This window comes from Pseudomonas sp. F-14 TE3623, assembly GCF_053629015.1.
Genome location: NZ_JBRJHM010000001.1, coordinates 6,494,338 through 6,507,664 on the forward strand (window position 1 = coordinate 6,494,338; position 13,327 = coordinate 6,507,664).

General features: G+C 59.6%; 13 protein-coding genes. 8 read left to right on the plus strand and 5 right to left on the minus strand.

Features of this window, described 5'->3' with window-relative positions; translation table 11 throughout:
- The first annotated feature begins 14 nt into the window (after positions 1-14).
- Positions 15-359, plus strand: a complete 345-nt coding sequence (locus tag AB7M29_RS30005; RefSeq protein ID WP_052967693.1) for a pentapeptide repeat-containing protein — start codon at positions 15-17, stop codon at positions 357-359.
- A 234-nt stretch (positions 360-593) separates the two neighbouring features.
- Positions 594-866: a TfoX/Sxy family protein gene (locus AB7M29_RS30010; protein WP_007902045.1), complete on the plus strand. Its 273-nt coding sequence runs from the start codon at positions 594-596 to the stop codon at positions 864-866.
- Positions 867-1,146: 280 nt separating this feature from the next.
- Here the strand turns inward: AB7M29_RS30010 and AB7M29_RS30015 are convergent, their stop codons facing one another.
- From AB7M29_RS30015 to AB7M29_RS30025, 3 genes are read right to left on the minus strand one after another with little or no spacing between them, the layout of a single operon-like run.
- Positions 1,147-2,001 (minus strand): ChaN family lipoprotein, encoded by an 855-nt coding sequence (locus AB7M29_RS30015; protein WP_454248607.1) that lies wholly within the window; start codon positions 1,999-2,001, stop codon positions 1,147-1,149.
- A gap of 21 nt (positions 2,002-2,022) precedes the next feature.
- Positions 2,023-2,790 carry a heme ABC transporter ATP-binding protein gene (locus tag AB7M29_RS30020; RefSeq protein ID WP_454248608.1) on the minus strand — a complete coding sequence of 256 codons (768 nt, stop codon included), beginning with the start codon at positions 2,788-2,790 and terminating at the stop codon, positions 2,023-2,025.
- A complete protein-coding gene (locus tag AB7M29_RS30025) occupies positions 2,790-3,773 on the minus strand; it encodes a FecCD family ABC transporter permease (protein ID WP_217858697.1) in 984 nt (327 codons plus the stop codon). Before AB7M29_RS30025 ends, AB7M29_RS30020 begins: the two co-directional genes overlap by 1 nt.
- A 274-nt stretch (positions 3,774-4,047) precedes the next feature.
- Here AB7M29_RS30025 and AB7M29_RS30030 point away from each other — a divergent pair, with 274 nt between their 5' ends.
- Positions 4,048-4,365: a Rieske (2Fe-2S) protein gene (locus AB7M29_RS30030; RefSeq protein ID WP_217858685.1), complete on the plus strand. Its 318-nt coding sequence runs from the start codon at positions 4,048-4,050 to the stop codon at positions 4,363-4,365.
- Here the strand turns inward: AB7M29_RS30030 and sfsA are convergent.
- Positions 4,362-5,069, minus strand: a complete 708-nt coding sequence (gene sfsA, locus AB7M29_RS30035) for a DNA/RNA nuclease SfsA (RefSeq protein ID WP_448725247.1) — start codon at positions 5,067-5,069, stop codon at positions 4,362-4,364. The genes AB7M29_RS30030 and sfsA overlap by 4 nt on opposite strands.
- Positions 5,069-6,241, minus strand: coding sequence for a pyridoxal phosphate-dependent aminotransferase (locus AB7M29_RS30040; RefSeq protein WP_052967680.1), 1,173 nt, complete (start codon positions 6,239-6,241; stop codon positions 5,069-5,071). Before AB7M29_RS30040 ends, sfsA begins: the two co-directional genes overlap by 1 nt.
- 334 nt (positions 6,242-6,575) lie before the next feature.
- On the opposite strand from AB7M29_RS30040, the gene dksA reads away from it, so the two are divergent.
- From dksA to AB7M29_RS30065, 5 genes are all read left to right on the plus strand, one after another.
- Complete coding sequence (dksA, locus tag AB7M29_RS30045) at positions 6,576-7,019, plus strand: RNA polymerase-binding protein DksA (RefSeq protein WP_030130357.1); 444 nt, start codon at positions 6,576-6,578, stop codon at positions 7,017-7,019.
- Between the two features lie 204 nt (positions 7,020-7,223).
- Positions 7,224-8,120, plus strand: a complete 897-nt coding sequence (gene gluQRS, locus AB7M29_RS30050; RefSeq protein WP_454248609.1) for a tRNA glutamyl-Q(34) synthetase GluQRS — start codon at positions 7,224-7,226, stop codon at positions 8,118-8,120.
- A gap of 77 nt (positions 8,121-8,197) precedes the next feature.
- Positions 8,198-8,374, plus strand: coding sequence for a hypothetical protein (locus AB7M29_RS30055; RefSeq protein WP_003176118.1), 177 nt, complete (start codon positions 8,198-8,200; stop codon positions 8,372-8,374).
- The gene (locus AB7M29_RS30060; protein ID WP_217858682.1) at positions 8,358-11,312 is read left to right on the plus strand and encodes a sensor histidine kinase; all 2,955 of its coding nucleotides are present in this window, start codon (positions 8,358-8,360) and stop codon (positions 11,310-11,312) included. Before AB7M29_RS30055 ends, AB7M29_RS30060 begins: the two co-directional genes overlap by 17 nt.
- A 22-nt stretch (positions 11,313-11,334) precedes the next feature.
- Positions 11,335-12,771, plus strand: coding sequence for a sigma-54-dependent transcriptional regulator (locus tag AB7M29_RS30065; RefSeq protein WP_217858681.1), 1,437 nt, complete (start codon positions 11,335-11,337; stop codon positions 12,769-12,771).
- The last annotated feature ends 556 nt before the right edge of the window (positions 12,772-13,327 follow it).

Below are 13,327 nucleotides of genomic sequence, written 5' to 3' on the forward strand. Positions count from 1 at the left end.
TCAGGTGATGTGACATGAGCCAGCCGAAACTTCTCGACACCCCGCTTTATGCCTTGCTGCACAAAGACGACATCACAGGCTTTAACAATGAACGCCCGAAAGATGGACCTATCGACATGGTCGGTGGCGACTTCCGTGGTCTCGATCTGCGTGAACTAAATGCCGACGGCGTCGACTTCACCGATGCCTATTTTCGTTCTGCCGATTTGCGCGGCATCGACTTTCGAAACTCGTCCCTGGAAGGTGCAAGCCTGGCCCACGCGCAGATCTCCGGCGCCTACTTCCCGCCAGAGCTGAGTGCCGATGAGATTCTGATGTCGATGAATTTCGGCACGCGACTGCGTTATCGCACCCGCTAAAAGCGACGTTTCTACCAGGTCCGGCGTCTCTGCTTTGCGCTGGACTCTGTAATTTTTTTTACCCCTGAAACTCACGCCTTCCGACTGCCCTCGCAGCCTTTTCACGCCGCTTCTTGTGTCCACCTCTTAGAAGCTTTTGCGTCGAAACCGACCAAACAATCACGCTTTTCCTACTGATGGCTACACTGCTGAGAGGCTCGCCCACGCACCGTTCGGCTGTCGCAAGGAGGCTTGATGAATGATGAACTGCAACACCTGAAAAATCTTGGCAAGACGTCGGCGCAATGGCTGCATGCCGTGGGCATCCACAGTGCATCGGACTTGCGTCGGCTGGGAGCTGTGGATGCTTATCGGGCCGTGCGCACGCGCGGTTTTCGGGCTTCCAAGGTGTTGTTGTATGCGATCGAAGGCGCATTGATGGATGTTCACTGGAACGACATTCCCGCCGAACGCAAGGAAGCCTTGAACAAACAGCTGGACGCTATTTCGTCACGCCACAAGATTTGAACGGGTAATTACGCTTACGCACACAGCCTGAAGACCAATGATTGCAGGGCCCTCACCAAGGGAACTGGTGAGATCCACAGAAATTAAAAATCAGCGGTTGACTTGGTAATGAGAATCGCTATGATTATCACAACTGGTCGCGAGACTGGTCGATATTCTGAAAAGCCCTTGGTTCGGACTCTCAGATTATCTCCTCATCAGGCTAATCACGGTTATTTGACCCGGCTCTTGCCGGGTCTTTTTTTGCCTGCGCAAAACTCGCCAGGTTTTACTGCCCTGACTACTTGCCGAACTGTTTACGCATTTGCGCGCAGTAATCCTGCGGTGGCGTGGCGGGCGTATACCAGACGTAATCGGCCATGGCCGGTGTGACCTCAGCGCCCTGCTCTGCCAGCATCAATACCGTTGGCGCTTCAGGCTCATCCAGATCCCGCACATGGATCGGCACCCCGACATCCTTGCGTGCGTGGTACGCGCCAGCAAACAGCAGTGAAGGCGTCGGTGCGGCCAGTAATCGCTCGGCCATCCGCCGGTCACGCTGCTGCTGGACGGCCAGCATCGCGGGCATTTGCGATGTAGGCAGCAAGCCGCAGTGGGAATCGCTGATTTGTGCCAGCAACGTCTCCTTGACCATCGGGGCGTTGGAGCGCGAACCGCTCAATGTCGGCGGTTTGGCATAGACAGTACGGACTTCAAGCGTATCCAGATTAGCCGCCAGCAACGGGTACGGCTGAGTCAGGGCAAAACCAACGATTGGCCCATACAGATTCCAGTCCCAACCCGATTGCCAGGCCAATGCATTGGGCAAGTCAGCAGGTAGCGGTGAAGCATGCCTAACGTGATCGACGCGCGCTTGCTGATCCGGCGTGAGCATTTCCAGCAGCAAACTGCCTTGGGGCCGCCGCTCACCCAGCGCCTGTAATAACCACAATTGCAGTTGATGGTGATCACGATTGTCATGCTGCTCGCCGACGATCAACCGCGAAGGCTTGGCTAACCGTGCAAGCAGTTCCTGCGCTGTCAGGGTTTGGCCGCTGTGCAGGTCCCGGATCTCGCCGCTGACGGGTGGCGGCACCACCGGCACATGCTGACAGGCACTCAGTAACAGCACAGCCAGGATCACCATCACACGCATGTTCTCACCTCGATGAAATGCTCAGCGGGCGATGATCAGCGGATGCCCACGCTCCGGGTGCGGTTGCACCAGTACTTCCAGCCCGAACACGGCCTTGAGCGGTTCCGGGCGCAGCACCTGCTCCGGCGTATCCAGCGCCACGGGCCGCCCTCCTTCGAGCAGTAACAGACGATCACAATAGCGTGCCGCCAGGTTCAGATCATGCAGGATCACCAGCACCGCCGCACCACGATCGGCGAACTCGCGCACCGCTTGCAGAGTAGTGTGTTGATGCAGCGGGTCGAGCATCGACGTCGGTTCATCGAGCAACAACGTTTGCCCCGCTTCCCCCGGCCATAGCTGCGCCAGCACCCGCGCCAAGTGCACCCGCTGACGCTCGCCACCAGACAACGCCAGATAGCTGCGTCCACTCAGGTGCCGCGCATCGGCCGCGTGCAGCGCGGCGGCAACGATCTCGTCATCCCGGACCCGGCCGCTTTGATAAGGCAGACGCCCCATGCCGACCACTTCTTCGACGCGAAAGGCAAAGTCCAGGGTCGACACCTGCGGCAACACCGCCAAACGCTGGGCTCGCTGCGCCCCGGCCCAATGACTCAGCTCGCGCTCATCGAGCCAGACACTGCCATGGTCCGCATGCAATTCGCTACACAGGGCGCCGAGCAATGTGCTTTTGCCGGCACCATTGGGGCCAAGCACGCCGAGGACTTCGCCCGGCTTGAGTTCAAGGGTGATGTCCGTGAGAACAATCTTTCGACCGCGCCGGATTTGCAGATTCTGCGTTCGCAACATCAGGCACGCCCTCTGACCAGTAGATACAGAAAGAACGGTGCGCCGATGAAGGCTGTGACGATCCCGATCGGCAACTCGGCCGGCGCCAGGGCCAGTCGCGCCACCAGATCGGCAAACAATAAGAGACTGGCGCCCGCCAATACCGACGCCGGCAACAGTACACGATGATCGGGGCCGGCCAGCAATCGCACCAGATGCGGCACCACCAGGCCGACAAACCCGATCATCCCCGCTGCCGCTACCGCCGCGCCGACGCCCAGCGCCGTGCAGAACACCAGTTCGCGCTTGAGGCCTTCGACGTCGATGCCCAGGTGACCGGCCTCCGACTCCCCCAGCAACAATGCATTCAAGGCCTTGGCCCGACGCGGCAACCACAGCGCCACACCGGTGCTCACCAGCAGCAACGGCCAAAGTCGCGAATAACTGGCGCCGTTAAGGCTGCCCAGATTCCAGAACGTCAGGGTGCGCAGGGTCGCGTCATCCGCCAGATAGGTGAACAGTCCTACCGCCGAACCGGCCAGGGCAGTCAATGCAATACCGGCCAGCAGCATAGTGGCGACGTTGGTCTGGCCATTGCGTCGCCCCAATCGATACACCAGCGCCGTTACACCCAGCCCGCCGAGAAACGCACACACCGACAACAAATAAGGGCCGAAGGATTCAGGCAGGCCACCGAACACCGAGCCGCCGACAATCGCGATGGCGGCGCCCAATGCCGCGCCACTGGAGACCCCCACCAATCCCGGATCGGCCAGAGGGTTGCGAAACAAGCCCTGCATCGCCACGCCGGACAGCGCCAGCACGCCGCCCACCGCCAAGCCGAGCAAGGTTCGTGGCAATCGAATCTGCCCGAGGATCAGTTCGGCCTGCTCCAGCCCGTCGGGCGCGATTGGCAACCCGATCAGCCGCAACGCCGCGCGCAAGGTATCGAACAACGGCAAACTCACCGGCCCCAACGCCAGCGACAACCAGATCGCCAGCAAACACAGCAAGCTCAGGCCAATGAATAATACACGGGGTTTAACCAGAAGGATCATTGGCCGGTCGTACCGGGATAGAACGCACAGAGCGCAGCAACGCGGGTACTCAGGCGCATAAACAGCTTCCTTTAAAGGTTTTCCCGGGCATCGAGAGGACAAGCCAAGTATCCTCGGCATCCGGCAATCGCCCCTGTGGGCGAACGGCAATTTGATATTTGTTTGCATTTGAACGTCAAGCTCGGACATATCTGGTCACGAGCGAGACTTGAGGATAGACATGAAGCTTCTTTGCACAGGCGCCGAATTGGCTGACGCCAGCAGTCGCGGTTTCGACGTCGACGGTCAGAAGCTCCTGGCCGTACGCCGGGGCGGCCGGGTGTATGTGTATGAAAATCGCTGCCCGCATCGGGGCGTCGGACTGGAATGGAAGCCCGACCAGTTTCTTGACCCCAGCAACAGCCTGATCCAGTGCGCCACCCACGGCGCGTTGTTTCTGATCGAAGACGGCGAATGCGTCGCGGGCCCGTGCGCCGGGCAATCACTGACCACCATCCCCTGCCGCGAAGACGCGCAAGGGATCTGGGTCACGCTCTAAAGCAGCACTTCCAGCCGCCGATCGACCACCATCTCTTCGTGGGTCAGGTGCACGCCATACGCCAGTACTTCGACCCCACACGCCACCGCTTCGCGTAACGCCGCCGCGTAGGCCGAATCAATTTCTTCAGCAGGACGCACGGAGTCGATGCCGGTCAGGTTCACGCAATACAACTGCACCGCACGAATCCCGTCCCGGGCCAAATGCGCCAACTCGCGCAAATGCTTGGCCCCGCGCTGGGTCACCGCATCGGGAAACGCCGCCACCAACGAGCCATCGAAGCCCAGGGTGACGCTTTTGACTTCCACATACGCGGGCCCGCTCGGGTAATCGAGACGGAAATCGATGCGGCTGCTTTCCTGACCGTAGGCTACTTCGCGCTTCAGTTCGGTAAAGCCGTTCAGCTCGGTGATGACATTGGCCCGCAACGCCTCCTCAATCAAACCGTTGGCCCGGCCGGTGTTTACGCAGAACAGCCGTCCCTGCGGGGTTTCGCCGACTTCCCAAGTGCCGGGCAACTTGCGTTTGGGGTCGTTGGAACGACTGAACCAGACCTGCCCGCCTTCGACCTGGCAATTAAGCATCGATCCGGTGTTAGGGCAGTGAATAGTCAGCAACTCGCCGCTAACGGTTTCGATATCGGCAAGGAAACGTTTGTAACGACGAATCAGGCGACCTTCTTCGAGGGGAGGATGAAAACGCATCAGCCTTGCCAGCTCCGTAAACCACGAGCGATCCGCTCAACCGCTTCCTGCAAGCGTGGAAGACTTTGGGTGTAGGCAAACCGCACATGATGCCCGGCCTGATAGCGCCCGAAGTCCAGGCCTGGGGTGATCGCAACGTGTTCGGTTTCGAGAAAATGTCGGCAGAACGCGAAGGCATCGCCGCCGAACTTGCTGATATCGGCGTACAAATAGAACGCACCTTCCGGCTCTACAGCGATACCGAAGCCCAACTCCCTCAAGGCTGGCAGCAGGAAATCACGACGTCGGCCGAACTCGGCGCGGCGCTCCTCGAAAATCTGGATGGTGGCGGGTTCGAAGCAAGCCAATGCAGCGTGCTGGGCCATGCTCGGCGCGCTGATGTAGAGGTTTTGGGCGAGCTTCTCCAGCTCACCGACCGCGGCTTCTGGCGCTACCAGCCAACCGAGGCGCCAGCCGGTCATGCCGAAATACTTGGAAAAACTATTGAGGACGAAGGCGCTGTCATCGACTTCCAGCACGCTAGCCGCATCCGTGCCGTAAGTCAGACCATGGTAGATCTCGTCGACCACCAAATGGCCGTGGCGGGCCTTGATCGCTGCAGAGAGCCCGGCCAACTCGTCGCGGGTCAGGATGGTTCCGGTCGGGTTGGCCGGCGATGCAACCAGGGCACCGACGCTGTCATGATCCCAGTGACGTGCGACCAGGTCCGGGGTCAGTTGATAACGCACGTCCGGGCCGACCGGCACCAGTTGCGCCGCGCCTTCCACCAACCGCAAGAAGTGCCGGTTGCACGGGTAACCCGGGTCTGCCAGCAGCCAATGCTTGCCTGGGTCCACCAGCAAGGCACTGGCCAACAGCAACGCGCCTGAACCGCCGGGTGTGATAAGAATTCGTTGCGGATCAATGTTCAGCCCGTAACGCTGCTGATAAAAACCCGAAATGGCCTCGCGCAGCTCGGGAATACCGCGGGCAGCGGTGTAACGAGTCTTCCCCGCCGTCAGCGCGGCTTGGCCGGCCTGGATGATCGGCTCGGCGGTGGTGAAGTCCGGCTCGCCGATTTCCAGGTGAATCACGTCGTGGCCGGCTGCTTGCAGCTCGTTGGCCCGCGCCAGCAGGGCCATAACGTGAAACGGTTCGATAGCGCGACTGCGCGCACTGTAGGACAGAGCCATTAGCCTTCCTTACAACGGGGAAAAGAATCGATTCTACCCAAGCGCAGGAACGAGCGAGAACCTAAAGCAGTCAGAGCCCATATAACGCGGGTCTCAAACAGTTCAAGCGTATGCTCCAGGTTTGACTAAAATCAATAATTGATCAGGTCTCCAGAGCCACCAGGCAAGGCTTTGCAATCTTTTGCAAGGCCCACGGGCCGCGGGCTCGACATCCGGGAGTAGCGCGGTCCGATTTGATCTGGTAAGTTCGCCCGCTTGCAGCCGCAGGGCCGGCAGGTGTCGGTGATGGAGCAATCCTGCGCAATGGATTACAAGAGTAGAGGCGGTCCATTTCATGCCCACCCAAGCAAAGCAACAGCAGAACCAGTCGATCAGCGGCTTCGAACCCTACAAAGAAGTGAAGGGCGAAGAGTACATGGGCAAGCCCATGCGCGCTCACTTCACCAAGATCCTGAACAAGTGGAAACAGGACTTGATGCAGGAAGTCGACCGTACTGTTGATCACATGAAAGACGAAGCGGCCAACTTCCCTGACCCGGCAGATCGTGCCAGCCAGGAAGAAGAATTCAGCCTCGAATTGCGCGCTCGCGACCGCGAGCGCAAGCTGATCAAGAAAATCGACAAAACCCTGCAATTGATCGAAGACGAAGAATACGGCTGGTGTGAGTCCTGCGGCGTCGAAATCGGCGTCAAGCGACTGGAAGCCCGTCCTACCGCCGACATGTGCGTTGACTGCAAGACCCTGGCGGAAATCAAGGAAAAACAAGTCGGCAAGTAATCTTTGCGACTTGAACGAAGAACGGAGCGTGCGAACGCTCCGTTTTTTGTTTCTGAATTTCGCCTCGGCAGAAAACCTGTGGGAGCGAGCCTGCTCGCGAATGCGGTGTATCAGGCAACACTAATGTTGGAGCTGATGGCCCCTTCGCGAGCAGGCTCGCTCCCACAGGGACTTGCGCACGACCAGAGAAAGTAACATTCGTCCATGACTGCCACGACTTCCCCTCGCTACATCGGGCGTTTCGCTCCCACACCCAGCGGGCATCTGCATTTCGGTTCACTGGTCGCCGCACTGGCCTCGTACCTCGACGCCCGTTCGGTCGGCGGCCGTTGGCTGGTGCGCATGGAGGATCTCGATCCGCCGCGCGAAGAACCCGGCGCTCAAGCGGCGATTCTCAAGGCACTGGAAAGCTACGGTTTCGAGTGGGATGGCGACATGGTCCGACAGAGTGAGCGGCACGCGGCCTACGACGAAGTCATCAATCGCCTGTTCAATCAGGGCCTGGCCTACGCTTGTACCTGTTCGCGCAAACAATTGGAGCCGTATCACGGCATCTATCCCGGGTTCTGCCGCAACGCGGGGCACGGCACCGAAAACGCAGCGATCCGCCTGCGTGTACCGGAGCTGGAATACCACTTCATCGACCGGGTGCAGGGCGAATTCCGTCAACATCTCGGCCGGGAGGTCGGCGATTTTGTGATCCGCCGTCGAGATGGGCTCTACGCCTATCAATTGGCGGTGGTGCTGGACGACGCCTGGCAAGGCATCACCGATATCGTGCGCGGTGCCGATTTGCTGGATTCCACGCCGCGCCAGCTCTATCTGCAAGAGCTGCTCGGCCTGCCGCAGCCACGCTACCTGCACATCCCGCTGATTACCCAGCCGGACGGCCACAAACTCGGCAAATCCTATCGCTCGCCGCCGCTGACCGAAGATCAGGCCACGCCGCTGTTGCTGCGTGCATTGCGGGCGCTGGGGCACAAACCTGCGACCGAACTGAATGACGCCACGCCACGGGACGTGCTGAACTGGGGCATTGCCCACTGGGATGCATCGCTGATCCCGCGCACACTAACGTTGCCTGAAGCGCAACTGCAGTGATGCCACTTGCAGTGGCGCGCCCATCCGTTACCATCGCCGCACGTTTTCGGGCACGCGCATAAAAAAGAGAGGCCGGGATGTACATCTATCGCTTGGTCCTGCTCCTGGTAGTGGGGATTTATCTGTTCTCCCCGGCCATCATGGATTGGTGGATCGACGCCACGGGCGCCTGGTATCGCCCTTATTTGCTCTGGCTGATTCTGATTGTCGTGACCTTCATTCTGCAGAGCCAAAAAGATGCCGATGAGCTTTAGCCTGACCCAGATGATCCTGATCAGCGCCGCGTACCTGGCGGTGCTGTTCGGCGTGGCCTGGATCAGCGAACGGGGCATGATCCCCCGGGCGATCATTCGCCACCCGCTGACGTACACCCTGTCGCTGGGCGTTTACGCCAGTGCCTGGGCGTTTTACGGCACGGTGGGCCTGGCCTATCAGTACGGCTACGGTTTTCTGTCCAGCTACCTCGGGGTTTCCGGGGCCTTTCTGCTGGCACCGGTACTTTTGTACCCGATCCTGAAAATCACCCGCACTTATCAGCTCTCGTCCCTGGCCGACTTGTTCGCGTTTCGTTTCCGCAGCACTTGGGCCGGCGCACTGACGACCATTTTCATGCTGATCGGCGTGTTGCCGTTGCTGGCGTTGCAGATTCAGGCAGTGGCCGACTCCATCAGCATCCTCACCCGCGAGCCGGTGCAGCATCGCGTGGCCTTGAGCTTCTGCGCACTGATTACGCTGTTCACGATTTTCTTCGGCTCACGCCACATCGCTACCCGCGAGAAACATGAAGGCCTGGTGTTTGCGATTGCCTTCGAGTCGGTGATCAAACTGATCGCGATTGGCGGTGTCGGTCTGTATGCGCTGTATGGCGTGTTCGACGGCCCGCAGCAGCTGGAACTGTGGCTGCTGCAAAATCAGACCGCCCTCGCCGCCCTGCACACGCCCTTGCAGGAAGGCCCGTGGCGCACGCTGCTGCTGGTGTTCTTCGCTTCGGCGATCGTGATGCCGCACATGTACCACATGACCTTTACCGAAAACCTCAACCCGCGCTCGCTGGTCAGTGCGAGCTGGGGTCTGCCGCTGTTTCTGCTGTTGATGAGCCTCGCGGTGCCGCTGATTCTCTGGGCCGGGCTGAAACTCGGCGCCACGACCAATCCGGAATACTTCACCCTGGGCATCGGCATCGCCGCCAACAGCAAAGCCCTGGCGCTACTGGCGTATGTCGGCGGATTGTCGGCGGCCAGCGGCCTTATCATCGTCACCACGCTGGCGCTGTCCGGGATGGCGCTGAACCATCTGGTGCTGCCGCTCTATCAGCCGCCGGCCGAAGGCAATATTTACCGTTGGCTGAAATGGACCCGCCGGGCGCTGATCGTCGCAATCATCATGGCCGGTTACGGTTTCTACCTGATGCTGGGCGCCGAGCAGGATCTGGCTAACCTAGGCATCGTCGCCTTCGTCGCCACGTTGCAGTTCCTGCCGGGGGTGTTGTCGGTGCTGTACTGGCCGACTGCCAACCGTCGCGGCTTCATCGCCGGCCTGCTGGCGGGGATTCTGGTGTGGCTGGTGACCATGCTGCTGCCGCTGGTCGGCAATCTGCAGGGCTTCTACATTCCACTGCTGAACATGATTTACGTGCTGGACGACACCAGCTGGCACATGGCAGCGATTGCCTCGCTGGCCGCCAACGTGCTGATGTTCACGCTGATCTCGTTGTTCACCAACGCCAGCCCCGAAGAGGCCAGCGCCGCCGAAGCCTGCGCGGTGGACAACGTTCGCCGCCCGCAACGTCGCGAACTGCATGCCGCCTCGCCCCAGGAATTTGCCACACAGCTTGCAAAACCATTGGGCGCCAAGGCAGCGCAGAAAGAAGTCGAACAGGCGCTGCGTGACCTCTATCTGCCGTTCGATGAACGCCGGCCATACGCCTTGCGCCGTCTGCGTGATCGTATCGAAGCCAACCTTTCCGGCCTGATGGGGCCGAGCGTGGCGCAGGACATGGTCGAAACCTTCCTGCCCTACAAGGCTGGCGGCGAAAACTACGTCACCGAAGACATCCACTTCATCGAAAGCCGCCTTGAGGACTACCACTCGCGCCTCACCGGTCTTGCCGCCGAGCTCGATGCCCTGCGCCGCTACCACCGCCAGACCTTGCAGGAATTGCCGATGGGCGTGTGCTCGCTGGCCAAGGATCAGGAAATCCTCATGTGGAACAAAGCCATGGAGGAACTGACCGGGATTGCCGCGCAGCGTGTGGTCGGTTCGCGTCTGAGCACCATTGGCGATCCGTGGAGAGAACTGCTGCAAGGCTTCATCAATCTGCCGGACGAGCATTTGCACAAACAGCACCTGGCCCTCGACGGTCAGACGCGTTGGCTGAACCTGCACAAAGCGGCGATCGATGAACCGCTGGCGCCGGGTAACAGCGGCCTGGTGCTGCTGGTGGAAGATTTGACCGACACCCAGATGCTCGAAGACAAACTGGTGCACTCCGAACGCCTGGCCAGCATCGGCCGACTGGCGGCCGGCGTGGCCCATGAAATTGGCAACCCGATCACCGGCATTGCCTGTCTCGCGCAAAACTTGCGCGAAGAGCGTGAAGAAGACGCCGAACTCACGGAAATCAGCGGGCAGATCCTCGAGCAGACCAAACGCGTGTCACGCATTGTTCAGTCGCTGATGAGCTTCGCCCATGCCGGCAGTTATCAGCACACTGACGAGCCCGTCTGTCTGGCGGAAGTGGCCCAGGATGCCATCGGCCTGCTGGCCTTGAACCGGCGCAATTTCGAAGTACAGTTCTATAACCTGTGCGATCCCGACCATTGGGTCGAAGGTGACCCGCAGCGGCTCGCCCAGGTATTGATCAACCTGCTCTCAAACGCCCGCGACGCCTCGCCTCCGGGCAGTGCGGTACGAGTCAAAAGCGAAGCCGGCGAACACACGGTCGATCTGATCGTCGAAGACGAAGGCAGCGGTATACCCTCGAGCATCATGGACCGATTGTTCGAACCTTTCTTCACCACCAAAGACCCTGGCGAAGGCACCGGTCTGGGCCTTGCACTGGTCTATTCCATCGTTGAAGAGCATTATGGACAAATCACCATCGACAGCCCGGCTGATGTTCAAAGCCAACGCGGCACCCGTATCCGGGTAACTTTGCCACGTCATGTCGAAGCGACGTCCGCTGTGAACTGAGACCGTCGAGAGTATCGAATCAATGCCGCACATTTTGATCGTCGAAGACGAAACAATTATCCGCTCCGCCTTGCGCCGTCTGCTGGAACGTAACCAGTACCAGGTCAGCGAAGCCGGATCCGTGCAGGAAGCACAAGAGCGTTTCAGCATCCCCACATTTGACCTGATCGTCAGCGACCTGCGTCTGCCGGGCGCCCCCGGTACCGAGTTGATCAAACTTGGCCAGGGCACTCCGGTGCTGATCATGACCAGTTACGCCAGCCTGCGTTCGGCCGTCGACTCCATGAAGATGGGCGCGGTGGATTACATCGCCAAGCCTTTCGATCACGACGAAATGCTCCAGGCCGTCGCGCGAATCTTGCGTGACCGGCAATCGGCGCAAGCCAGCGGTGAACCGGTCGTCGGCAAAACGACCAATGGCGCCGCGAAAAGCGGTGTCGACAACAGCAACGGCGAAATCGGCATTATCGGCTCGTGTCCGCCGATGCAGGACCTGTACAGCAAGATCCGTAAAGTCGCGCCAACCGATTCCAACGTCCTGATCCAGGGTGAATCCGGTACCGGTAAAGAACTGGTAGCACGCGCCCTGCATAACCTGTCCAAACGCGCCAAGGCGCCGATGATTTCGGTGAACTGCGCGGCCATTCCGGAAAGCCTGATCGAGTCCGAGCTATTCGGCCACGAAAAAGGCGCGTTTACCGGCGCCAGTGCCGGGCGTGCCGGGTTGGTGGAAGCGGCGGACGGCGGCACCTTGTTCCTCGATGAAATCGGCGAACTGCCACTGGAAGCCCAGGCCCGCCTGCTGCGTGTGTTGCAGGAAGGGGAAATCCGCCGGGTCGGTTCGGTGCAGTCGCAGAAGGTCGATGTACGCTTGATCGCCGCGACCCACCGCGACCTCAAGAGCCTGGCGAAGATTGGTCAGTTCCGTGAAGACTTGTATTACCGCCTGCACGTGATCGCCCTGAAACTGCCGGCCTTGCGTGAGCGCGGCGCGGACGTCAATGAAATTGCCACTGCATTCCTCGCGCGGCAGAGCGCTCGGGTCAACCGCACCGATCTGAAATTCGCCCTGGATGCCGAGCAGGCGATTCGTCATTACTCCTGGCCGGGTAACGTTCGCGAGCTGGAAAATGCGGTCGAACGCGCGGTGATCCTGTGCGAAAGCCCGGAGATTTCCGCCGAGCTGCTGGGCATCGATATCGAACTGAGTGATCTGGATGACGACGACTTCATCGGCCTGGCGCCCCAGCAGGGCAACGGCGCCGGTAACACCAGCCACGAACCGACCGAAGATTTGTCCCTGGAAGACTACTTCCAGCATTTCGTTCTCGAGCATCAAGACCACATGACCGAAACCGAACTGGCCCGCAAACTCGGGGTCAGCCGCAAATGCCTGTGGGAACGCCGTCAGCGCCTGGGCATTCCGCGACGCAAGACAGGAGTGGCCAGCGAGAGCTGAACCGCACCTGTCGGATGTGCGGGTAACACATGACATTGTGAAAAAACTGTTACCTCAGCTTTTTCGCGTAACAGAAGCCGGGGCTTACGGTAACGAAGCCCCGGTTTTTTTGGGCCTCGAAAAACACCATCAGCCCGCCTAACCCCTTGTTTTACTGGGCCTCACAAAAGTTGGCACGCCCCCTGCTATATGTTTGGTACAACAACAATAACAAGCAATGCACAAGACAATAAAAATAAGACGTATCGACTCACGCACAATAAAAACAAGACGGCGAGAGGCGTAGCTAACTGATTCTTTTGGAGAGGCGTTGCATTTGGGGCTTGCCCCACGACCAGGCCGAGAATAATAAAAAACTGTCCCAAGACAGTGCCTGAACTGGTTGGATCGAACGATCACAGCAACACAGCGACCAAAGCAATCCGTTTGCTCTTGGCTCCCGATTGGGAGGGTCATGAAGGAAAACTTCATGGCGAGGGCGCTTAACAAAAACAAGAAGCCCGAAACCAATAATAAAAATAGAGCATGCAACTACTTCTTGGGGAGCTTCGGCTCC

Bases quoted from the DNA above. Each gene is read 5' to 3' on its own strand.
- gluQRS (WP_454248609.1), top strand. From the start codon at position 7,224: ATGACTGCCACGACTTCCCCTCGCTACATCGGGCGTTTCGCTCCCACA.
- AB7M29_RS30065 (WP_217858681.1), top strand. From the start codon at position 11,335: ATGCCGCACATTTTGATCGTCGAAGACGAAACAATTATCCGCTCCGCC.
- AB7M29_RS30010 (WP_007902045.1), top strand. From the start codon at position 594: ATGAATGATGAACTGCAACACCTGAAAAATCTTGGCAAGACGTCGGCG.
- sfsA (WP_448725247.1), bottom strand. From the start codon at position 5,069: ATGCGTTTTCATCCTCCCCTCGAAGAAGGTCGCCTGATTCGTCGTTAC.
- AB7M29_RS30060 (WP_217858682.1), top strand. From the start codon at position 8,358: ATGCCGATGAGCTTTAGCCTGACCCAGATGATCCTGATCAGCGCCGCG.
- AB7M29_RS30005 (WP_052967693.1), top strand. From the start codon at position 15: ATGAGCCAGCCGAAACTTCTCGACACCCCGCTTTATGCCTTGCTGCAC.
- AB7M29_RS30040 (WP_052967680.1), bottom strand. From the start codon at position 6,241: ATGGCTCTGTCCTACAGTGCGCGCAGTCGCGCTATCGAACCGTTTCAC.
- AB7M29_RS30020 (WP_454248608.1), bottom strand. From the start codon at position 2,790: ATGTTGCGAACGCAGAATCTGCAAATCCGGCGCGGTCGAAAGATTGTT.
- AB7M29_RS30030 (WP_217858685.1), top strand. From the start codon at position 4,048: ATGAAGCTTCTTTGCACAGGCGCCGAATTGGCTGACGCCAGCAGTCGC.
- AB7M29_RS30015 (WP_454248607.1), bottom strand. From the start codon at position 2,001: ATGCGTGTGATGGTGATCCTGGCTGTGCTGTTACTGAGTGCCTGTCAG.
- AB7M29_RS30055 (WP_003176118.1), top strand. From the start codon at position 8,198: ATGTACATCTATCGCTTGGTCCTGCTCCTGGTAGTGGGGATTTATCTG.
- dksA (WP_030130357.1), top strand. From the start codon at position 6,576: ATGCCCACCCAAGCAAAGCAACAGCAGAACCAGTCGATCAGCGGCTTC.